The sequence below is a fragment of the Acidovorax sp. GW823-FHT01C06 genome, from assembly GCF_058798375.1.
Window position 1 is genome coordinate 108,476 of sequence record NZ_JBXAKN010000014.1, and the last position, 19,823, is coordinate 128,298.

A 19,823-nucleotide genomic window follows, 5' to 3' on the forward strand; every position below is an offset into this window, starting at 1 on the left:
GGCCGCCCGCTCGCCACGGCCCGGGGTCAAGCCCCTTCGCCGGCCTCGTCCATGCCGCCGCCGTCCTGGCCGGACGGGGCCCCGGGCTCGCCCGCGGGCCGGGGCGTGCGCTTGCCGGGCCTGGCGACGATCTCCACATGGAACTGCGGGCCGCCTTCTGCCGCCACTTCGTTGATGAGCCCGGTCAAGGCCGACAGGTGCGCCGCGGCGGCGTCTTCCCTGGTCCGGCCGAACTGGCAGTCAAAGTCCCAGAAGTCAGCGCCTTCGGGCAGCTCGCGGCGCCGTTCGCGCTTGATGTACTTGCGGATTTCGTGCTTGACGGCATCCAGAACGCGGTCGCGGTTCTTGCCTTCAACGTGGAGTTGGAAAGTTTTTCTCATGGGCGATGGTACCGCCTGTGACAAACATCGATTCCCACCGGCCCACCCCGGTGCCACAATGGGGCATTACCTTTTGTTACGTCACGCCGATGTTCAACGACCTCCGTCTGCTGCAACTGCTGCCAGCGGCTGTACTGGTCACCCAGGGGGGCATCATCCGCTTTGCCAACGCCGCCGGCCTGGATCTCCTGGAGGCACAGGGCCCGGACAGCCTCATCGGCAGGCCCTCGGACGACTTCGTGCATCCCATGGACCGCGTGCGCTCCAACCACCGTGTCCAGCAGGTCACCGTGCCCGGGCAGGGAGGACGGCCCAACAAGCCGTCGGAGTTCCGCATCCGCACGCTGCGGGGCAACCTGCGCATGGTGCTGATCAGCAGCGTGGCGGTGGAGTGGCAGGGCGCCCCCGCCGTGCTGATGTGCGGCCTGGACATGACGCACCAGAGCGAGATCGAGGACCAGCTGCGCGAAAGCGAACAGAACTTCCGCCGCCTGTTCGAGAACATGCAGGACGTGTACTACCGCACGGACGCCAAGGGTGTCGTGCAGCACGTGGGCCCGGGCGTGCGGCGCGTGCTGGGCTATGAGCCCCACGAGATCGAGGGCCGCACCGCCGAGTCGTACTACCCGCACAGCTCCGACCGCGACGCGTTCAAGGCCGCCATCGTGGAAAAAGGCGAGGTGTCGGACTTTCCCGGCCAGATGGTGCGGCGCGACGGGCAGGTGATCGACATCTCCATCAGCAGCCACGCGCTGTACGACCATGCGGGCAACTTCGCGGGCGTGGAGGGCATCTACCGCGACGTGACGCAGCGCAAGAACCTGGAGCGCGAGCTGCAGCGCCTGGCCACCACCGACATGCTGACGGGGATGGCCAACCGCCGCGCGTTCCTGGAATGCGCCGAATCGGTGTACGCGCGCTCGCGCAGCAACGGCGAGCCGCTCGCGCTGCTCATGCTGGACCTGGACCACTTCAAGTCCATCAACGACCGCTTTGGCCACCTGGAGGGCGACCGCGCGCTGGTGGCGTTTGCCCAGGCCGTCAAGAGCCAGCTGCGCGCCAGCGACACGGTGGGCCGGCTGGGGGGCGAGGAGTTTGGCGTGCTGCTGCCGCTGACCGCGCTGGCCGAGGGCATGGAAGTGGCCATGCGCATTCTCCAGAGCATCCGCGCGCTGCGCCTGGCCGACGAGGCGGGCCACGGCTATGGCATCACCGCCAGCCTGGGGCTGGGCGCCTTCCGGCAAAGCGACCGCAGCCTGCGCGACATGCTGGACCGTACCGACCAGGCGCTGTACCTGGCCAAGCACCAGGGGCGCAACCAGATCGCGTCCCTCGACGTGGCCGCCCCGCAAGAGCCGCCACCGGCCCCGCGCTGAGAAGGCGCACCGGGGCAGCGCCCGCCTCCCGGTGCTTCACAGGCGCAGCCGCTCCTGCTGCAGGTTCCACAGGCAGGCGGCGCTTTTGAGCAGCATCTCCATCGCCATCTCCGAACCACTGCTGGACAGCTCCAGGCCGTCGATGACCATGGCCAGCTGCGAAATGGAGTCCTCGGGGCTCGAAGCGCCTCCCGTGCGCGCCACCTCGGCAATGGCAATCAGTACATCGGTCCTGTTCATGGAAAGGGCTCCGTCCTAGCGCGGCACCGTGGCCAGGCGCTTGTGCGCCGCCTGGGGCCGTGGCGGTGCCGCCAGAAGCTGCCGCGCACCGCCCGATGGTTGCGGCGCCGTCCCGTCCACCGCCGCGGCGGCGCCGTCGGGGACCAGGCGGAATTGGTGGATCACTTCCAGCAGCCGCCGCACCTGGTGCTTCATGCCCGTGGACGCCGACGAGCTGTCATCCACCAGCGCCGCATTTTTCTGCGTCGCGGCGTCAAGCTGGCGCACGGCTTCACCGATCTGCGCGATGCCCCGGGACTGCTCCTGGCCGGCGTCCCGGATCTCGCTGATGAGCTCCACCACCTGATCGACATGCCGCACCGTATTGGCCACGCGCTCGCCCGCCTGGCCGACCAGCGCCGAGCCCCGCTCGACCCCATCCACGCTCGCCGTGATCAGCCCCCGGATTTCGCGCGCCGCCGTGCTGCTGCGCTGCGACAGCCCCCGCACTTCCCCGGCCACGACGGCGAAGCCCCGCCCCTGCTCCCCCGCGCGGGCGGCCTCGACGGCCGCATTGAGGGCCAGCAGGTTGGTCTGGAACGCGATGTCGTCGATCACCTTGATGATGTCCGTGATCTTTTGCGACTGGACATGGATCTCCTGCATGGTGGCGATGACATTGCGCATCACGCTGCCGCCTTCGTTCGCGACCTTGCTGGCCTCCTGCGCCAGGTGGGTGGCGCGGTGGGCGTTGTCGGTGTTGTGCTGCACCGTGATGGTGAGCTGCTCCATGGAGGCAGCCGTCTCCTGCAGATTGGAGGCCTGCGTCTCCGTGCGGCGGGCCAGGTCTTCGGTGCCCCCCGCGATCAGCACGGCCTCCTGCGCCACCGACTCGGTGCTCTCGCGCACTTCGGTGATGACGCGCACCAGCTGCTGGTTCATCTCGCGCAGCGCCCCCAGGAGCTCCGCCGTCTCGTCGGCACCGCGCACCTCGATCTGCGCGCTCAGGTCGCCTCCGGCCACCGTCCGCGCCAACGCCACGGCCTGCCGCAGCGGATGCGAGATCGACCGGGTGATGACCCATGCCATCGCCGTGCCCGCCAGCAGCGCCAGCACGGTGGCCGCCAGCATCCACACATGGATGGTTTCGCTCATCTGCCGGGCCGCGCCGAACTCCGCGTCCGCCAGGCTGATCTGCAACGCCACCAGCTGTTCCACGGCATCCTGCACCTTCGCGGCCTGGGGCCGGATCTGGCTGATGTAGAGCTCGGAGCCATCGTCGTACTTGCCCGCCACCAGCGCCGCGGCCGCGGGAATCAGCCCCTTGTCCAGGTACGCGGCATTGGCCTGCGCGAAGGCCCGGGCCAGCGCCTGCTCCTGCTCGCCGAGGGGTTTGGCGGTGTAGGACTTCCACAGGGCCCGGATCCGCTCCACGTTCGCGGACAGCGCCGCATGGCTTGCCTGCAGATTGCTGGTGCCGGGGTCCATCAGCATGTCCATCACGAGCACGCGGTTGCGCTGGGTCAGGTGGCTGATCTCGGCCAGCACGCCCATGGGCACCGTGCGGTCCCCATACAGCGCCGCGCTGCGCTCCGTCAGGCGCTTGGCGCCACTGATGCCGCCAGCCGCCAGCGCGGAGATCAGCAGCAGAAGCACTGCAAATGCCAGGGCCAGCCTGGTGCCAATTTTCATTTTCTGAAGCATCTGGAATCCTCTTGAATGGCCACCGGAGACGACCCCGGGCACCCAGAAGATACTAATTGTTTCAAATGACAGAACCGTGACCAATCGATAATCCAAGCCGAAAGGGAAGTATTGACACATCCTCCACCGAAGAACAGGGCAATTCGAACACGGATATTCATGGCCACCCTATAATCCGCCGAATCCCCGCCACATCCGGCAGCCAACCGGGAATTCGATGCAAGGCACGGGTACGCTTGATGCCACCGGGGTCATTCAATAAATTGTCATGATGATCATTCTTGGATATTTCCGATTATCTCCACGCATTATTCACCACTGCACTTTCTCTCTGCAAAAATAAAAACACTTCCACGCGCAGGCAAAATAAACCCCATGGAAATCGAATTCAAGTTCTGCATTCCTCCCGAGCGCCTGGCGGCCGTGCAGGCGGCCGCGCGCCGGGGCCCGTGCGCGTCCATCCGCATGGAGGCCCGCTACTTCGACACGCCCGATGGCGCGCTGGCGGCCCGCGGCATCGCGCTGCGGCTGCGCCGCGAAGGCGACCTGTGGGTGCAGACCGTCAAGGCCCTGGGTGACGGCCCCCTGGACCGGGAGGAGCACAACGTGGACCGGGGCCCGGCCCACGCCGCGGGCCCCGCCCCCGAGCCCCACCCCGCACTGCATGCCGGCACCCTGGCGGGCACCCGGCTGCTGCACGCGCTGCAGGGCGCCAGCGGCCCCCTGGCCGAAACCTATGGCACCGCCATGGACCGCGTGACGCGGGACATCGCCTTCAAGGGCGGCGTGGTGGAGCTGGCCCTGGACACCGGGCGGGTCATCGCCCACGGTGGCACGCCGCAGCAGAAAGAGGCGCGCATCTGCGAGCTGGAGCTGGAGCTCAAGACCGGGCCGGTATCAGGCCTGGCGGCCATCGCCGCCCGGTGGGCCACACGGCACGGGCTGTTTCTGAGCACGGTGTCCAAGGCGGAGCGCGGCGAGCGGCTGCTGGCCGCGCAATGGGCCCGGCCCGCCACCAAGGCCGCCCCCCTGCGTGCCAGCGGCCAGCGCAAGCACTTTTTGCAGGGGCGCGGCCTGCAGCGCGTGGTGGTGGCGCACTGCCTCCAGCAGGTCCTGGGCAATGCCAGCGAGATCGTGGAAGGCGGGGGCGACGAGGAACATGTGCACCAACTGCGCATCGGCATCCGCCGGCTGCGCACGGCCTTGCGCGAGTTGGCGCCGTTGGCCCCCGGCGCGTTCGACCCCGCCTGGGAGCCACCGCTGGTGGAGGTGTTCCAGCGCCTGGGCCAGCTGCGCGACCGGGGCCAGGCGCTGCAGGCCATCGTCGCCGACATGCGCGATGCGGGCGCGCCTGCGCTGGAGGTGCGTGCGGCGGCGGACCAGGCTCCCGGCCCCGCCGCCGCCGCGATCATCGTGCGCACGCCCGCGTTCCAGGCGGCACTCATCGCCCTCATGGCGTTCACGGCCCGGGGCCGCGATGACGCGTCGGCGGCCGGGGACCAAGGCCTGGAGGCCCGGGACACCCGCCGCCTGCTGCAAAAGCGATTGCACCGCCTGCACGCCAGGGTGCGCCAGGGGGCCCAGGGCTTTGCAGCCCTGCCGGTGGACGAGCAACACCGCCTGCGCAAGCGCCTCAAGCGCTTGCGCTATCTCACGGAGTTCGTGGCGCCTGCGCTGGACGCCGAAGGGGAATCTTTCCTCGACAGCCTGCAGCCCGCGCTGGCGGCCCTGGGCCGGCTGAACGATGAACGCGTGGCCAGCGTGCTGTATGGCGACATCGCCGCCACCGACCCGAAGGCCTGGTTTGGCGTGGGCTGGCTGGCTGCGCGGCAGGCACTGACCGTGGCGGCCTGCGAAGAGGCCCTGGGCCACATTGCAGGGACGCCCCGCCTGCACAGGGCGGGCAGGCACTGAATAGCGGAGTTGTGCTTCGGAACAATTGGGCCAAGGTTGCCCGGATAGGCACCGTCCATCCTCTGCCGGCAACATGGCAGGCACATTGCATGTCAAGTTGCCCGGCCTGCGGTGTGGCTGGCACGAGAGCAGCGATGGCATGCCCCGCACGCCCGGCAGCGCGGCCGCGCGTGCAGCAGCAGCAGCAGCAGCAGCAGCAGCAGTCGGCGATGTGGCCTCTCCAAGAAAGTTCATGGAACACCTCTGAGGGGACGTGCACACAGACTCTTAGAATCACCCCACCACTGAGGAGACCAATGAAATACCTCCTGTGGCTGCTCAAGGCAGCCATTTTTTTTACGCTGTTTGCCTTCGCGCTGAACAACCAGCAGGACGCCACCGTGCACTTCTTCTTTGGCACCCAATGGCGCGCACCCCTGGTGCTGGTGGTGCTGACCGCCTTCTCGGCAGGCCTGGCCGTCGGGGTGCTGGGCATGGTGCCGCGCTGGTGGAGGCACCGCGCCGCCGCGCGCCGCGCCCATGCCGCCGTGGCGTCCCCCGCGCCGGCATCGGCCCCCGCCGCCGCGGCCAGCACGGCCCCCCCTGCCCCGCCACCACCGCCCGACCTGCCCTCCGCCCATGGAATTTGACCTGACCTGGATTCTGCTGGGCCTGCCCGTGGCCTTCGTGCTGGGCTGGCTGGCATCGCGCTTCGACCTGCGCCAGCTGCGCGCAGAGAACCGCCGCGCGCCCAAGGCCTACTTCAAGGGCCTGAACTTCCTGCTCAACGAGCAGCAGGACCAGGCCATCGACGCCTTCATCGAGGCGGTGCAGAACGACCCCGACACCTCGGAGCTGCACTTTGCGCTGGGCAACCTGTTCCGCCGCCGGGGCGAATACGACCGTGCCGTGCGCGTGCACGAGCACCTGCTCTCGCGCGGCGACCTCTCCCGCACCGACCGCGAGCGTGCCCAGCACGCGCTGGCGCTCGACTTCCTCAAGGCCGGCCTGCTCGACCGCGCGGAAGAAGCCCTGCACCGCCTGGAGGGGACGCCCTTCGAGGCCCAGGCCCGCCTAGCGCTGCTGGCCATCTATGAACGTTCGCGCGACTGGCCCCATGCCGCCACCATCGCCCGCAAGATGCACGACGCCGATCAGGGCGACTTCAGCACCCGCCAGGCCCACTACCTGTGCGAGCAGGCCCTGGCGCTAAGCACCCAGGGGGACCTGCCCGGTGCCCAGGCCCTGCTGGAGCAGGCCGTGGCCGCCGCCCCGGAGGCCGCCCGCGCGCGCATCGAGCTGGCGCGCCTGCAGCGCCTCATGGGCCAGCCCGCCGCCGTGCTGGCCACCCTGAAAACACTGGGCGAGCGCAACCCCGCCGCTTTGCCCCTGGCCGCCGCGCTGCTCGTCGAGGCCGCCACCGCCACGGGGCGCACACCGGAAGCACAGGCGCTGCTGCAGGCGCACTACGCGCAGGCACCGTCCCTGGACGTGCTCGAAAGCATCGTGGCCATGGAAGCCGCCGACGACGCCACGCGCGGCACGGCACGGCAGCGCTATGTGCAGCACCTGGACAAGGAACGCTCGCTCGTGGCCGCCGCCAAATGGCTGGCCGCCGAGAAGCTGGAGCACGAGGAGTTCCACCCCCAGATCCAGCGTGCGCTGGAGCATGCCGTCAAGCCGCTCACCCGCTACCGCTGCGCGGCCTGCGGGTTCGAGGCACGCCAGCATTTCTGGCAGTGCCCCGGCTGCCAGACCTGGGACAGCTATCCGGCGCGCCGCGTCGAGGAACTCTGAAAGCCGCCGGGCCAGGCCGCGCCACCCCCACCAGGAGACCATTCGCCATGCTGAAGAAACTGCTTGCCCTCTTCGCCGCGCTGTGTGCCGCCGCGGCATTCGCCGCCGTGGACGTGAACACCGCCACCGAGGCTGAACTCGACGGCATCAAGGGCATCGGTCCCGGCCTGTCAGGCCGGATCCTGGAAGAGCGCAGGAACGCGCCTTTCAAGGACTGGGGCGACTTCATCGGCCGTGTCGGCGGCGTGGGACCCAAGAGCGCGGTGAATTTCTCCAGGGAAGGCCTGACGGTCGGCGGCAAAAAATACAGCGCCGCAGCGGCCGCCAGGGCCGAAGCGAAAAACCACCACGGCAGCAGGAAACAAGCCGTGGACCGCAAGCCCCACGGGGGCACGGGGAACGATGCGGCGCCTCCTGCCGCCACGGCGCCAGGGCCCGCTGCCGCCGCCAGCGCTAGCAAAAGCTAAGCACGCTCTTCAGGCTTCAGGCCCGCCTCGGCGGACTTGTCTTTTTGTACCCACCGGCTGCACAACGGCAAGGCCCGGGCAGGGGCTTTGGAGCGAACCCCTAAAATTGTTCGCGCATGCCCCTGATCACCCTCATTCTCCTTCCCTTCATCGGCAGCCTTCTGGCGGCCGTGCTGCCCGCCAATGCGCGCAACACCGAGTCCACGCTGGCGGGGCTGATCGCCGTGTTCTGCACCGTGCAGGTCGCGCTGTGTTTTCCCGAGATCGCCGACGGCGGCGTATTGCGGCAGGAGATCGAGTGGCTGCCCGCGCTGGGCCTGAACCTGGTCATCCGCATGGACGGCTTCGCGTGGATGTTCTGCATGCTGGTGCTGGGCGTAGGCAGCCTGGTGGTGCTGTATGCGCGCTACTACATGTCGGCGGCCGACCCGGTGCCGCGCTTTTTTGCGTTCTTCCTGGCGTTCATGGGTGCGATGGCGGGCGTGGTGCTGTCGGGCAACATTATCCAGATCGCGTTCTTCTGGGAGCTGACCAGCCTGTTCTCCTTCCTGCTGATCGGCTATTGGCACCACCGCAAGGATGCGCGGCGTGGGGCACGCATGGCGCTCACGGTCACGGGCACGGGCGGCCTGTGCATGCTGGCCGGCATGCTGGTGTTGGGCCACATCGTGGGCAGCTACGACCTCGACCACGTGCTGGCCGCCGGCGCACTGATCAAGGCGCACCCGCTGTACCTGACCGCGCTGGTGCTGATCCTGCTGGGTGCGCTGACCAAGAGCGCGCAGTTCCCGTTCCACTTCTGGCTGCCCCACGCCATGGCCGCGCCCACGCCTGTGTCGGCGTACCTGCACTCGGCCACCATGGTCAAGGCGGGCGTGTTCTTGCTGGCGCGGATGTGGCCCGCGCTCGCGGGCACCGAGGCATGGTTCTGGCTGGTGGGGGGAGCGGGCCTTTGCACGCTGCTGGTGGGTGGCTACGCGGCCATGTTCCAGAACGACCTCAAGGGCCTGCTGGCCTATTCGACCATCTCGCACCTCGGGCTCATCACCCTGCTGCTCGGCCTGAACAGCCCGCTGGCCGCCGTGGCCGCCGTGTTCCACATCATGAACCACGCCACCTTCAAGGCTTCGCTGTTCATGGCCGTGGGCATCGTGGACCATGAAAGTGGCACGCGCGACATCCGCCGCCTGTCGGGCCTGCGCACGATGATGCCCATCACCGCCACGCTGGCCATGGTGGCCAGCGCGGCGATGGCCGGCGTGCCGCTGCTCAACGGCTTCCTGTCCAAGGAAATGTTCTTTGCCGAAACGGTGTACGTGAACACCACGCCGATGCTGGAATGGCTGCTGCCCGTGGCCGCCACCGTGGCGGGCATGTTCAGCGTGGCGTATTCGCTGCGCTTCACGGTGGATGTGTTCTGGGGCCCGCCCGCCACCGACCTGCCGCGCCCACCCCACGAGCCGCCGCACTGGATGCGGGTGCCGGTGGAACTGCTCGTGCTGGCCTGCCTGGTGGTGGGCACGCTGCCTGCCTGGTCCGTGGGCGCCTACCTGGCCGCGGCCGCGCGGCCGGTAGTGGGGGGCGAGCTGCCCACCTACAGCCTGGCGGTCTGGCACGGGTTCAACACACCGTTCGTGATGAGCCTGGTGGCCCTGGGCGGGGGCATCGCGCTGTATGCCCTGCTGCGCTGGCAGCGCGAAAAAGGCGTGCTGGATGCGCCGCCGGTCATGCACCACATCAGCGGCCAGCGGCTGTTCGAAGGCACCCTGGCGGCCGTCACCCAGTGGGGCCGCCATGGCCGCCGGATGCTGGGCACCGGGCGGCTGCAGTGGCAGATGCTGTGGCTGGTGAGTGCCGCGCTGGTGGCCTGCGTGCTGCCCCTGTGGGCTCGTGGCCTGCCCATTGGCGACCGGGCGCAGCTGCCGCTGTCTCCGGCCTTCGCGCTGCTGTGGCTGCTGGGCGGGCTGTGCGCCATGGCGGCTGCCTGGCAGGCCAAGTACCACCGGCTGGCGGCACTCACGCTGCTGGGTGGCGCGGGGCTGTGCGTGTGCCTGACCTTCCTCTGGTTTTCAGCCCCCGACCTGGCGCTCACGCAGATCGTGGTGGAGGTCGTGACGACCATCCTCATCCTGCTGGGCCTGCGCTGGCTGCCGCGCCGCGACGAGGCCCTGCGCAAGCCCACGCTGGCCGAAGAGCGCCGCACCCAGCTGCGCCGCTACCGCGACATGGCGCTGGCGCTGACCACGGGTGCGGGCATGGCCCTGCTGTCGTTCGCGATGATGAGCCGGCCCTTCCCCGACAGCACCTCCACCTTCTTCCTGGAGCGCGCGCTCAGCGAAGGCGGGGGCACCAATGTCGTCAACGTGATGCTGGTGGACTTCCGGGGCTTCGACACCTTTGGCGAGATCGTGGTGCTGGGCATCGTGGCCCTGACGGTGTATGCGCTGCTGCGGCGCTTTCGGCCCGCGCGCGAGGTGATGGACCTGCCGCCCCAGCAGCGCGCGCTGCCCGCCGATGTGGACACCGACCTGTCCAACCCGCGCCAGACCGCCGACACCGCCGTGGGCTACCTCATGGTGCCCGCCGTGCTGGTGCGGCTGATGCTGCCGTTCGCGACCCTCGTGTCCACGTATCTGTTCATGCGCGGGCACAACGAGCCCGGCGGCGGCTTCGTGGCGGGGCTGGTGTTCTCGGTGGCGCTGCTGCTGCAGTACATCGTCTCGGGCACCTCGTGGGTCGAAGCCCACCTGCCCCTGTACCCGCGTCGCTGGATCGGCGTGGGCCTGCTGGCCGCGCTGGCCACCGGCCTGGGGGCCTGGGCCTGGGGCTACCCCTTCCTGACCAGCCACACGGCCCACCTGCACCTGCCCTGGGTGGGCGAGGTGCACGTGGCCAGCGCGCTGTTCTTCGACATCGGCGTGTTCACGCTGGTGGTGGGCTCGACCATGCTCATCCTCACCGGCATCGCCCACCAGTCGGTGCGCAGCCACCGCTACAACAACGCACGCACGGCCGATGAGGTGCAGGCCGCCGCGGCGACACAGGGAGAAGGCCCATGGAACTGATTCTGGCCCTGGCCATCGGCGTGCTCACCGGCTCGGGCGTGTGGCTGCTGCTGCGCCCCCGCACCTTCCAGATCATCATGGGCCTGTCGCTGCTGTCGTACGCCGTCAACCTCTTCATCTTCAGCATGGGCCGCCTGGGCCTGGCCATCGACAAGGAGCCCGTGCTGCAGCCCGGCCTGCCCCAGGACCTGGCCCACTACGCCGACCCCATGCCCCAGGCGCTCACGCTCACGGCCATCGTGATCGGCTTCGCCATGACCGCCCTCTTCCTCGTGGTGCTGCTGGCATCGCGCGGCATGGCGGGCACCGACCATGTGGACGGCACCAAGGGCAAAGACGTGCAGGAAATGCCATGATGAAGAACACCCCCCTGAGCGGCTTCGCCGCTTCCCCCCGATCTCGCAGCGCTGTGCGCTGCGGGCAGGGGGACGCAGCCCTCGCGGCGGGGCGGCCCTGGCTCGGCTGCCCTGGCCTGAGGCGCGCCCTTTTCATGCGCAGCGCCATGGAGTCCTGACATGACATCCGTGCACCTCCTACTGGAGCGGCTGATGCCACACCTGATCCTGGCGCCCATCGCGCTGCCCCTGCTCACGGCCGGGCTCATGCTGCTGCTGCGCGAGGAGCGCCAGCGCACCAAGGTCACGCTCAACATCGCCTCGACCTTCCTGGGCCTGGTGGTGGCCGTGCTGCTGCTCGTGCAGGCCAAGGACCCCGCCCTTCACAACAGCCTGGCGGTGTACCTGCCGGGCAACTGGCCGGCGCCGTTCGGCATCGTGCTCGGCATCGACCGGCTCTCCGCCATGATGCTGGTGCTCGCCAGCACCGTGGCGCTGGCCACCGTGCTGTTCTCGGCGGCGCGCTGGCACCGCGCGGGGGTGCACTTCCACCCGCTGTTCCAGTTCCAGCTCATGGGGCTGGCGGGCGCGTTCCTCACGGCCGACCTGTTCAACCTGTTCGTGTTCTTCGAGATCATGCTGGCCGCGTCCTACGGCCTGCTGCTGCACGGCTCGGGCCGCCCGCGCGTGTCGGCGGGGCTGCACTACATCGCCATCAACCTGGCGGCCTCGTCGCTGTTCCTGATCGGCGTGTCCATGCTCTACGGCATCACCGGCACCCTGAACATGGCCGACCTGGCGCAGAACATCGCCGCCGTCGCGCCAGCGGACCGCGGCCTGCTGCACGCCGCTGCGGCGGTCCTCGCGGTGGCCTTTCTCATCAAGGCGGCGGTATGGCCCCTCAACTTCTGGCTGGTACCCGCCTACAGCGCGGCCACGGCCCCCGTGGGGGCGCTGTTCGCGCTGATGACCAAGGTGGGCGTGTACAGCCTGCTGCGGCTGTGGACACTGCTGTTTGGCGCCGAGGCCGGCGAATCGGCCCAGTTCGGCGGCCAGTGGCTCATCGGCGGCGGCATGCTCACGATGGCCTTCGGCGCCATCGGCATGCTGGGCTCGCAGCGCCTGGGGCACCTGGCGGGCTTCAGCGCCATCCTGTCGTCGGGCACGCTGCTGGCGGCGGTCGGCTTCGGGCAGAACCTGCTCACGGCCGGGCTGCTGTACTACCTGCTCAGCTCCACGCTGGCCGTGAGCGCGCTGTTCCTGCTGGCCGACCTGATCGACCGCTGGCGCAACGACGGCTCCAACCTCGCCCCCTACGAGCAGACCGACGACGCCCCGTTCCTGTCCGCCGACCTGGTGCCCACCGAAGGCATGAACCTCGACGACCAGGAGGAGGCACTCATCGGCCAGGTCATCCCTGCGGCGGCGGCGTTCCTGGGGCTGGCGTTCATGGCCTGCACGCTGATCATCGCGGGCCTGCCGCCCCTGCCGGGCTTCGTGGGCAAGTTCGCCATGGTCCACGCGCTCTTCAATCCGCTGGGCCTGGGGGCATCCCACGGATTCCAACTGGGCGCCGCGGGCTGGATGCTGGTGGCGCTGCTGGTGGGGTCGGGCCTGCTCGCGCTGCTGGCGCTCACGCGCGCGGGCATCCGCCATTTCTGGGCGGCGCACGACCGCACATCCCCCAAGCTGCTGGTGCTGGAAGGCCTGCCCATCGCCCTGCTGCTGCTGGCCAGCGCGGCCCTGGTATGGCAGGCGGGGGCCGTGATGCGCTACACCCAGGCCACGGCCGACGCGCTGCATGCCCCGTCCACCTATGTGCGCGCCGTGATGACCGCCGCGCCGGTGCCCAACCCGCCCCACGCGGATGCGCCCGCACCCCAAGGAACCACGCCCCCATGAAGCCCCGCAACACCCCCGTGCAGCGGCCCTTCAAGCGCCTGGTGCCCGCCCCCGTGCTCTCGCTGGCGCTGCTGGCGCTGTGGCTGCTGCTCAACCGCAGCCTGAGCGCGGGCCACATCGTGCTGGGCACGGTGCTCGCTCTGGCCATCCCGCTGCTCACGGCCGGGCTGCGCCCGTTGCCCGTGCGCATCCGCAAACCCGGTGCCGTGCTGCGCCTGGCATTCACGGTGGTGGCGGACACCACCCGCTCCAACCTGGCCGTGGCGCGCCTGCTGCTCGCGCCGGGCCGCCGGCGGCACCCCTCGGGCTTCGTGCACATTCCGCTGGACGTGCGCGACCCCAATGCCCTGGCCGTGCTGGCCACGATCGTCTGCATCACCCCCGGCACCGCCTGGGCCGAACTCTCGCTGGACCGCAGCCTGCTGCTGCTGCACGTGCTGGAGCTGGACGACGCCGAAGCCATGGCCGCCAGCGTCAAGCAGCGCTACGAACGTCCCTTGATGGAGATCTTTGAATGACACCGATCCTGGATTGGGCCCTGCCCATCGCCCTGTTCATGTTGGCCCTGGCCATGGGCTGCGCGCTGATCCGCCTGCTCAAGGGCCCTTCCGCGCAGGACCGCGTGCTGGCGCTCGACTGCATGTACCTCAGCGGCATGCTGGTGATGCTGGTGCTGGGCCTGCTGTACGGCAGCAAGAACTACTTCGAGGCCGCCCTGCTGCTGGCGCTGTTCAGTTTTGTCGGCTCCATGGCCATGGCCAAGTTTTTGCTGCGTGGCGAGGTGATCGAATGACCGAAGCCGCCGCCATCGCCGTTCTTCCGCTGTGGCTCGAAATCATCGTGGCCGTGCTGGTGCTGTCGGGTGCGGGGCTGGCGCTGCTGGGCTCCACCGGCCTGCTGCGCCTGCCCACGTTCTTCGAGCGTGTGCATGCGCCCGCCATCATCGCCACGCTGGGCTGCTGGCTGATCATGCATGGCACGGTGCTGTACTTCTCGGTGGCCGACCGCAGCCTGGCTCTGCATGCGCTGCTGATCGCCGTGTTCGTGGCGATCACGGTGCCGATCATGTCGATCTTCTTGATGCGCGCGGCACTGTTCCGCGCGCGGCAGATGGGGCTGAATGTGCCGCCGAGCCTGAGCCAACCCAGGGCAGCACAGGAAACCGAAGACTCCTGAATTAATAGCTGCCAGCGCTTGATGGACAAGCGCCAGCGGCCATTTTCATCACTATTTTTGGCCTGAAGATCCGAATCCGCCGCCGCCCGGCGTGTGGATTTCAAACACGTCGCCCGGTTGCATCTCGGCCTGGCCGATGTGGTCCAGCAGCTCCACCCGGCCATCGCTGCGCACCACCTTGTTGATGCCCACGGCACCCGGCTGGCCGCCCGCCATGCCAAATGCGCCATGGTGGCGGCCGTTCGACAGGATGCTGGCCGTCATGGGCTCCAGGAAGCGCACGCGGCGGATGCCACCGTCACCGCCCTTCCACTGCCCGGCGCCGCCCGAGCCCTTGCGGATCTCGTAGCCCTCCAGCCGCACGGGGAAGCGGAACTCCAGCACCTCGGGGTCCGTCAGGCGCGAGTTGGTCATGTGGCACTGCACGACGCTGGTGCCTGCAAAGCCACCCGCCAGTTGCCCGTTGGCATCCCACACGCCCCCCGCGCCGCTGCCGCCCGAGATCGTCTCGTAATACTGGTAGCGCGTGCTGCCAAAGGTGAAGTTGTTCATGGTGCACTGCCCCGCCGCCATCAGGCCCAGGGCGCCGTACAGCGCATTGGTGATGCAGGTGGAGGTCTCCACATTGCCCGCCACCACCGAGGCCGGCGGGTTGGGGTTGAGCATGCTGCCAGGCGGGATGATGACATTGAGCGGCTTCAGGCACCCCGCGTTGAGCGGAATGTCGTCATCCACCAGCGTGCGGAACACATACAGCACCGCCGCCATGCACACCGCCGTGGGTGCATTGAAGTTGTTCGTCTGCTGCGCGCTGGTGCCGGTGAAGTCGATGGTGGCACTGCGGCTTTGTGCATCCACCTTCACGGCCACGCTGATCTGCGCGCCGTTGTCCAGCGGCAGCGTGAACGCGCCGTCCTTCAGGCGCGTGATGACGCGGCGCACGGATTCCTCGGCGTTGTCCTGCACGTGGCGCATGTAGGCCAGCACCACGTCCAGGCCGAACTCGCCGACCATGCGGCGCAGCTCCTGCTGGCCCTTTTCGTTGGCCGCGATCTGCGCGCGCAAATCGGCCATGTTCTGCTGCGGGTTGCGGCTGGGGTACTCGCCGCTTTCGAGCAGAGCGACCATCTCCGCCTCGCGCAGCACGCCGCGCTCGACCAGCTTCACGTTGTTGATCTGCACGCCCTCTTCCTCGATGCGCGTGGAGAACGGCGGCATGGAGCCCGGTGTGGTGCCGCCCACATCGGCGTGGTGGCCCCGGCTGCCCACGTAGAACGTGGGCGCGGCCTCGTCGGCAAGGTAGACCGGCGTGATGACGGTGATGTCTGGCAAGTGCGTGCCACCGTGGTACGGGTCGTTGAGCACATACACATCACCCGGCTGCATCTTGCCCGCGTTCTCGCGGATCACCGTCTTGATGCTCTCACCCATCGAGCCCAGATGCACCGGCATGTGCGGCGCGTTGGCGATCAGGTTGCCCGCCGTGTCGAACAGCGCGCAACTGAAGTCCAGCCGCTCCTTGATGTTCACCGAGTACGCCGTGTTCTGCAGCTGCAGCCCCATCTGCTCGGCGATGTTCATGAACAGGTTGTTGAACACTTCGAGCAGCACCGGGTCCACCGTGGTGCCCACCGCATGCTGCACGGCACGGGCCACGCGGCGGTCGAGCAGCAGATGGTCCAGCTCGGTCAGCCGGGCCTCCCAGCCGGGCTCGACGATGGTGGTGGCGTTCTTCTCGGCAATGATGGCCGGGCCGGGGATCACATCGCCAGGGCGCAAGTCTTCGCGCACCACGAGCGCGGCGTCATGCCACGCGGCCACGCCGTCGATGCCGCCGGTGTACATGCGCACGGTGCTGCGGCGCGGCACCTCGCGCGCGGGCTGCAGCGTGTGGCGCGGCTCCACGGGCGCGTCGCCGGGCAGCACGGCCTCCACCGACACGGCCTCCACCACCAGGCCCTTGCCCTGCATGAGGAACGCAAAGCGCTGGCGGTAGGCGTTCTCGAACGCGGCGGTGATTTCGGCCAGCGAGCCCAACGGGACGATGAGCGCGGAGTCGCTGCCCTCGTAGCGCACATGCACGCGGCGGTGCACCACGGCTGTGCCTGCACCCGCCTGCTGGCGCTCCAGCTCGGTGCGCGCGGTGGTGGCCAGTTGTTCCAGCGTGGCCTCAATGCCTGCCAGCGCCTCGGGCGCGAGCTTGGCCTCCACCGCCTGCTCGCGGATCACGTTCTGGTCCGCCAGGCCCATGCCGTAGGCACTGAGCACGCCCGCCAGCGGGTGCACGAACACCCGCGTCATGCCCAGGGCATCGGCCACCAGGCAGGCGTGCTGGCCGCCCGCGCCGCCAAAGCACTGCAGCGTGTAGCGCGTGACGTCGTAGCCGCGCGCCACGCTGATCTTCTTGATCGCGTTGGCCATCTGCTGCACGGCGATCTGGATGAAGCCGTGGGCGACATCCTCGGCCTTGCGCCCGGCCTGCGTGGCAAGGCCATCAAATTTCTGCACCACGGCATCGCCATCCAGCGCCTCGTTGGCGCCGTGGCCAAACACCTTGGGGAAGTGCGCGGGCTGGATCTTGCCCACCATCACGTTCGCATCCGTCACGGTCAGCGGGCCGCCCCGGCGGTAGCTGGCGGGGCCGGGGTTGGCGCCCGCGCTCTGGGGGCCCACGCGAAAGCGCGCGCCGTCGAACCCCAGGATGGAACCGCCACCGGCGGCCACGGTGTGAATGCTCATCATCGGGGCGCGCATGCGCACGCCGGCCACCTGGGTCTCGAACTCGCGCTCGAACTCCCCCGCGTAGTGGCTCACGTCGGTGGAGGTGCCGCCCATGTCGAAGCCGATCACCTTGGCGTGCCCCGCCAGCCCGGCGGTGCGCGCCATGCCCACGATGCCGCCCGCGGGGCCACTCAGGATCGCGTCCTTGCCCTGGAACACCTGCGCATCGGTCAGCCCGCCCGACGATTGCATGAAGAACAGCTTGACGCCCGGCATCTCGCTGGCGACCTGCTCCACATAGCGGCGCAGGATGGGCGAGAGGTAGGCGTCCACCACGGTGGTGTCGCCCCGGCTCACGAACTTCATCATGGGGCTGGTGGCGTGCGAGGCGCTCACCTGCGTGAAGCCCACCTCGCGCGCGATGCGCGCGGCGGCCTCTTCGTGCGCGGTGTAGCGGTAGCCGTGCATGAACACGACGGCTGCGCTGCGCAGGCCCGCGTCATAGGCGGCCCACAGGCGTTCCTTGAGGTGCGCCTCATCCAGCGGCTCGATCACCTCGCCGCGCGCGCCCACGCGCTCCTGGGCCTCGACCACGCGCTCGTACAGCAGCTCGGGCAGCACGATGCGCCGGTCGAACAAACGCGGACGGTTCTGGTACGCGATGCGCAGCGCATCCTTGAAGCCCTTGGTGGTGATGAGCAGCGTGGGCTCGCCCTTGCGCTCCAGCAGCGCGTTGGTGGCCACCGTGGTACCCATCTTCACGCACTCCACCAGTGCGGGTGTCACCGGCTCGCCAGGTGCAAGGCCCAGCAGGTGGCGGATGCCCGCCACGGCGGCGTCCTTGTACTGCTCGGGGTTCTCGGACAGCAGCTTGTGCGTGACCAGGCTGCCGTCGGGCCGCTTGCCCACCACGTCGGTGAAGGTGCCCCCCCGGTCGATCCAGAACTGCCAGCGGGACATGTGGGAAGGTTGGTTGGACATCTTTTGCTATGTTATTGATAGCTTTTTGCGCTTGTACACCAAGCGCAGGAGCATTGTTGGATTGAAATACCGTGCGTGCCGCGGGTCACAGGGAGGCGGCCGAGCGCGCCGCCTGGTCGTACATGCCGGAAAGCACACGCAGCAACCGGGCCAGCTCGCCAATGTCGCGGTTGAGCGAATCGTCCGCCTGCAGCGCATCGATCAGGCAGCTCTCGCGGATCTCGCGGTAGCGCTGCACGTAGGCGCGGCCGGATTCGGTGGCGGCATAGGTCACTTCCTTCCCATTCTTCTGCGATGCGACGACCCCCAGGTTCTGCAGCTTCTTGAGCGCGTAGTTCACCAGGTGCGTGTCTTCCACGTTCATGATGAAGCAGATGTCGGCCAGGCGTTTGTCGCGCGCGCGGTGCGTCACGTGGTGCAGCACCACCACATCCAGCGGGGTCAGGTCCTTCAGGCCGGCAGCCGACATGCAATGCACCACCCAGCGGTGAAAGGCATTGCCCGCGACGATGAGCCCGAACTCGAACTCGCTCATCTCCGCGCTCTGCGCCGACACCAGGTGCGCGGACGACACGATCGGACCGGAATCGCCCTTGGCCTTGGCCCCTGGTTTCATGAACACCGCCTCCACAACAGTCGAATCTGGCACGGGATATGCATAGGCCATTGTAGGCAACTCGACAATGATTTGTTGGCAATTTGTCAGCGTTTAGGCAAAACACCTATGCCACGGCCGATTGCTTTCTATACAGTGGCTTACCCCCACGATCCACCTTGCGGAGCACTCCATGAAGCGTCGAATCTTCTCCACCACTGCCCTGGGAATGGCCCTGGCACTGGGCATGTCTGCCACCTCGGCCCAGGCCCAGGCCAAATGGGACCTTGCGGCCGCCTACCCGGTGAGCAACTTCCACACGGAGAACCTGATGCAGTTCGCCAAGGACGTGGACACCGCCACCGCCGGCAAGCTCAAGATCACCGTGCATGCCAACGCCTCGCTGTTCAAGGCCAACGAAATCAAGCGCGCCGTGCAGGGCGGCCAGGCGCCGGCGGGCGAAATCCTGCTGGGCAACTTCGAGAACGAGAACCCGCTGTACGGCGTGGACGGCATTCCCTTCCTGGCCACCTCGTATGCCGACTCCAAGCGCCTGTACGACGCGCAGAAGGCCTCGCTGGACAAGCTGCTGGGCACGCAGGGCATGAAGCTGCTGTATGCCGTGGCCTGGCCGCCACAAGGCATCTACTCCAAGAAGGAACTGGCCTCGGTGGCTGACCTGCGCGGCATCAAGTGGCGCGCCTACAGCCCCGCCACCGCCAAGATCGCCGAGCTGATCGGCGCGCAGCCCGTGACCATCCAGGCGGCCGAACTCTCGCAGGCCCTGGCCACGGGCGTGGTGGAAGCCACCATGACCTCCGGCTCCACGGGCTACGACAGCAAGATCTATGAAAGCATCAAGCTCTTTCACGACACCCAGGCCTGGCTGCCCAAGAACGCGGTCATCGTGAACAAGAAGGCCTTCGACGCGCTCGACAAGCCCAGCCAGGACGCCCTGCTCAAGGCCTCGGCCGAGGCCGAGACTCGCGGCTGGAAGGTCAGCGCCGAAAAGACCGAGTGGTACAAGAAGGCCCTCGCTGAAAAGGGCATGAAGATCGTCACCCCCGCGCCCAAGCTCATGGCCGACATGCGCCAGGTGGGCGAGATCATGCTGGCCGACTGGCTCAAGAAAGCCGGCCCGGAAGGCGAAGCGATCATCGCGGCCTACCGCAAGGGTGGCCCGGCCACGGCCGCTGCGGCCAAGAAGTAAGC

The 19,823-nt window shown here is 68.4% G+C and carries 17 protein-coding genes; 12 read left to right on the forward strand and 5 right to left on the reverse strand.

Features of this window, described 5'->3' with window-relative positions; translation table 11 throughout:
- Positions 1-26: 26 nt before the first annotated feature.
- Positions 27-380, reverse strand: coding sequence for a DUF6172 family protein (locus AC1RCS_RS23255; protein WP_218340830.1), 354 nt, complete (start codon positions 378-380; stop codon positions 27-29).
- 89 nt (positions 381-469) lie between these two features.
- On the opposite strand from AC1RCS_RS23255, the gene AC1RCS_RS23260 reads away from it, so the two are divergent.
- A complete protein-coding gene (locus AC1RCS_RS23260; RefSeq protein ID WP_492246219.1) occupies positions 470-1,756 on the forward strand; it encodes a sensor domain-containing diguanylate cyclase in 1,287 nt (428 codons plus the stop codon).
- Between the two features lie 36 nt (positions 1,757-1,792).
- Here AC1RCS_RS23260 and AC1RCS_RS23265 read toward each other — a convergent pair whose 3' ends face one another.
- Positions 1,793-1,996, reverse strand: a complete 204-nt coding sequence (locus tag AC1RCS_RS23265; RefSeq protein ID WP_218294188.1) for a hypothetical protein — start codon at positions 1,994-1,996, stop codon at positions 1,793-1,795.
- Between the two features lie 15 nt (positions 1,997-2,011).
- On the reverse strand, positions 2,012-3,667 hold the full coding sequence (locus AC1RCS_RS23270) for a methyl-accepting chemotaxis protein (RefSeq protein ID WP_492246218.1): 1,656 nt from the start codon (positions 3,665-3,667) through the stop codon (positions 2,012-2,014).
- A 387-nt stretch (positions 3,668-4,054) separates the two neighbouring features.
- Here AC1RCS_RS23270 and AC1RCS_RS23275 point away from each other — a divergent pair, with 387 nt between their 5' ends.
- The 10 genes from AC1RCS_RS23275 to mnhG all read left to right on the forward strand — a co-directional run bounded on the left by AC1RCS_RS23275 (position 4,055) and on the right by mnhG (position 14,314).
- Positions 4,055-5,593 carry a CYTH and CHAD domain-containing protein gene (locus AC1RCS_RS23275; RefSeq protein ID WP_492246217.1) on the forward strand — a complete coding sequence of 513 codons (1,539 nt, stop codon included), beginning with the start codon at positions 4,055-4,057 and terminating at the stop codon, positions 5,591-5,593.
- Between the two features lie 296 nt (positions 5,594-5,889).
- The gene (locus AC1RCS_RS23280) at positions 5,890-6,222 is read left to right on the forward strand and encodes a LapA family protein (protein WP_218297485.1); all 333 of its coding nucleotides are present in this window, start codon (positions 5,890-5,892) and stop codon (positions 6,220-6,222) included.
- Positions 6,212-7,369, forward strand: a complete 1,158-nt coding sequence (lapB, locus tag AC1RCS_RS23285; RefSeq protein ID WP_218297486.1) for a lipopolysaccharide assembly protein LapB — start codon at positions 6,212-6,214, stop codon at positions 7,367-7,369. Before AC1RCS_RS23280 ends, lapB begins: the two co-directional genes overlap by 11 nt.
- A 47-nt stretch (positions 7,370-7,416) precedes the next feature.
- Positions 7,417-7,836 carry a ComEA family DNA-binding protein gene (locus AC1RCS_RS23290; RefSeq protein ID WP_492246216.1) on the forward strand — a complete coding sequence of 140 codons (420 nt, stop codon included), beginning with the start codon at positions 7,417-7,419 and terminating at the stop codon, positions 7,834-7,836.
- 116 nt (positions 7,837-7,952) lie between these two features.
- Entirely contained in the window at positions 7,953-10,901 is a 2,949-nt protein-coding gene (locus tag AC1RCS_RS23295) for a monovalent cation/H+ antiporter subunit A (protein ID WP_492246215.1), read from the forward strand.
- Entirely contained in the window at positions 10,892-11,257 is a 366-nt protein-coding gene (locus AC1RCS_RS23300) for a Na+/H+ antiporter subunit C (RefSeq protein ID WP_142146595.1), read from the forward strand. Before AC1RCS_RS23295 ends, AC1RCS_RS23300 begins: the two co-directional genes overlap by 10 nt.
- Positions 11,258-11,416: 159 nt before the next feature.
- On the forward strand, positions 11,417-13,138 hold the full coding sequence (locus AC1RCS_RS23305; protein WP_255590832.1) for a monovalent cation/H+ antiporter subunit D: 1,722 nt from the start codon (positions 11,417-11,419) through the stop codon (positions 13,136-13,138).
- Positions 13,135-13,656, forward strand: coding sequence for a Na+/H+ antiporter subunit E (locus tag AC1RCS_RS23310; RefSeq protein WP_492246214.1), 522 nt, complete (start codon positions 13,135-13,137; stop codon positions 13,654-13,656). The genes AC1RCS_RS23305 and AC1RCS_RS23310 overlap by 4 nt, the downstream gene beginning before the upstream one ends.
- Complete coding sequence (locus AC1RCS_RS23315) at positions 13,653-13,931, forward strand: K+/H+ antiporter subunit F (protein WP_055402533.1); 279 nt, start codon at positions 13,653-13,655, stop codon at positions 13,929-13,931. Before AC1RCS_RS23310 ends, AC1RCS_RS23315 begins: the two co-directional genes overlap by 4 nt.
- Positions 13,928-14,314: a monovalent cation/H(+) antiporter subunit G gene (gene mnhG / locus AC1RCS_RS23320; RefSeq protein WP_218297490.1), complete on the forward strand. Its 387-nt coding sequence runs from the start codon at positions 13,928-13,930 to the stop codon at positions 14,312-14,314. The genes AC1RCS_RS23315 and mnhG overlap by 4 nt, the downstream gene beginning before the upstream one ends.
- A gap of 51 nt (positions 14,315-14,365) precedes the next feature.
- Here the strand turns inward: mnhG and AC1RCS_RS23325 are convergent, their stop codons facing one another.
- Positions 14,366-17,995: a hydantoinase B/oxoprolinase family protein gene (locus AC1RCS_RS23325; protein WP_492246213.1), complete on the reverse strand. Its 3,630-nt coding sequence runs from the start codon at positions 17,993-17,995 to the stop codon at positions 14,366-14,368.
- A gap of 106 nt (positions 17,996-18,101) precedes the next feature.
- Positions 18,102-18,632, reverse strand: a complete 531-nt coding sequence (locus AC1RCS_RS23330) for a winged helix DNA-binding protein (protein ID WP_218297492.1) — start codon at positions 18,630-18,632, stop codon at positions 18,102-18,104.
- Between the two features lie 172 nt (positions 18,633-18,804).
- Between AC1RCS_RS23330 and AC1RCS_RS23335 the strand changes: the two genes are divergently transcribed.
- On the forward strand, positions 18,805-19,821 hold the full coding sequence (locus AC1RCS_RS23335) for a TRAP transporter substrate-binding protein (protein ID WP_218297493.1): 1,017 nt from the start codon (positions 18,805-18,807) through the stop codon (positions 19,819-19,821).
- Positions 19,822-19,823 lie beyond the last annotated feature (2 nt).

Excerpts from the sequence above, each read along its gene's own strand:
- AC1RCS_RS23260 (WP_492246219.1), top strand. The coding sequence starts at position 470 with ATGTTCAACGACCTCCGTCTGCTGCAACTGCTGCCAGCGGCTGTACTG.
- AC1RCS_RS23275 (WP_492246217.1), top strand. The coding sequence starts at position 4,055 with ATGGAAATCGAATTCAAGTTCTGCATTCCTCCCGAGCGCCTGGCGGCC.
- mnhG (WP_218297490.1), top strand. The coding sequence starts at position 13,928 with ATGACCGAAGCCGCCGCCATCGCCGTTCTTCCGCTGTGGCTCGAAATC.
- AC1RCS_RS23280 (WP_218297485.1), top strand. The coding sequence starts at position 5,890 with ATGAAATACCTCCTGTGGCTGCTCAAGGCAGCCATTTTTTTTACGCTG.
- AC1RCS_RS23330 (WP_218297492.1), bottom strand. The coding sequence starts at position 18,632 with ATGAAACCAGGGGCCAAGGCCAAGGGCGATTCCGGTCCGATCGTGTCG.
- AC1RCS_RS23295 (WP_492246215.1), top strand. The coding sequence starts at position 7,953 with ATGCCCCTGATCACCCTCATTCTCCTTCCCTTCATCGGCAGCCTTCTG.
- AC1RCS_RS23270 (WP_492246218.1), bottom strand. The coding sequence starts at position 3,667 with ATGAAAATTGGCACCAGGCTGGCCCTGGCATTTGCAGTGCTTCTGCTG.
- AC1RCS_RS23265 (WP_218294188.1), bottom strand. The coding sequence starts at position 1,996 with ATGAACAGGACCGATGTACTGATTGCCATTGCCGAGGTGGCGCGCACG.
- AC1RCS_RS23305 (WP_255590832.1), top strand. The coding sequence starts at position 11,417 with ATGACATCCGTGCACCTCCTACTGGAGCGGCTGATGCCACACCTGATC.
- AC1RCS_RS23335 (WP_218297493.1), top strand. The coding sequence starts at position 18,805 with ATGAAGCGTCGAATCTTCTCCACCACTGCCCTGGGAATGGCCCTGGCA.
- AC1RCS_RS23300 (WP_142146595.1), top strand. The coding sequence starts at position 10,892 with ATGGAACTGATTCTGGCCCTGGCCATCGGCGTGCTCACCGGCTCGGGC.
- AC1RCS_RS23310 (WP_492246214.1), top strand. The coding sequence starts at position 13,135 with ATGAAGCCCCGCAACACCCCCGTGCAGCGGCCCTTCAAGCGCCTGGTG.
- AC1RCS_RS23325 (WP_492246213.1), bottom strand. The coding sequence starts at position 17,995 with ATGTCCCGCTGGCAGTTCTGGATCGACCGGGGGGGCACCTTCACCGAC.
- lapB (WP_218297486.1), top strand. The coding sequence starts at position 6,212 with ATGGAATTTGACCTGACCTGGATTCTGCTGGGCCTGCCCGTGGCCTTC.
- AC1RCS_RS23290 (WP_492246216.1), top strand. The coding sequence starts at position 7,417 with ATGCTGAAGAAACTGCTTGCCCTCTTCGCCGCGCTGTGTGCCGCCGCG.
- AC1RCS_RS23255 (WP_218340830.1), bottom strand. The coding sequence starts at position 380 with ATGAGAAAAACTTTCCAACTCCACGTTGAAGGCAAGAACCGCGACCGC.
- AC1RCS_RS23315 (WP_055402533.1), top strand. The coding sequence starts at position 13,653 with ATGACACCGATCCTGGATTGGGCCCTGCCCATCGCCCTGTTCATGTTG.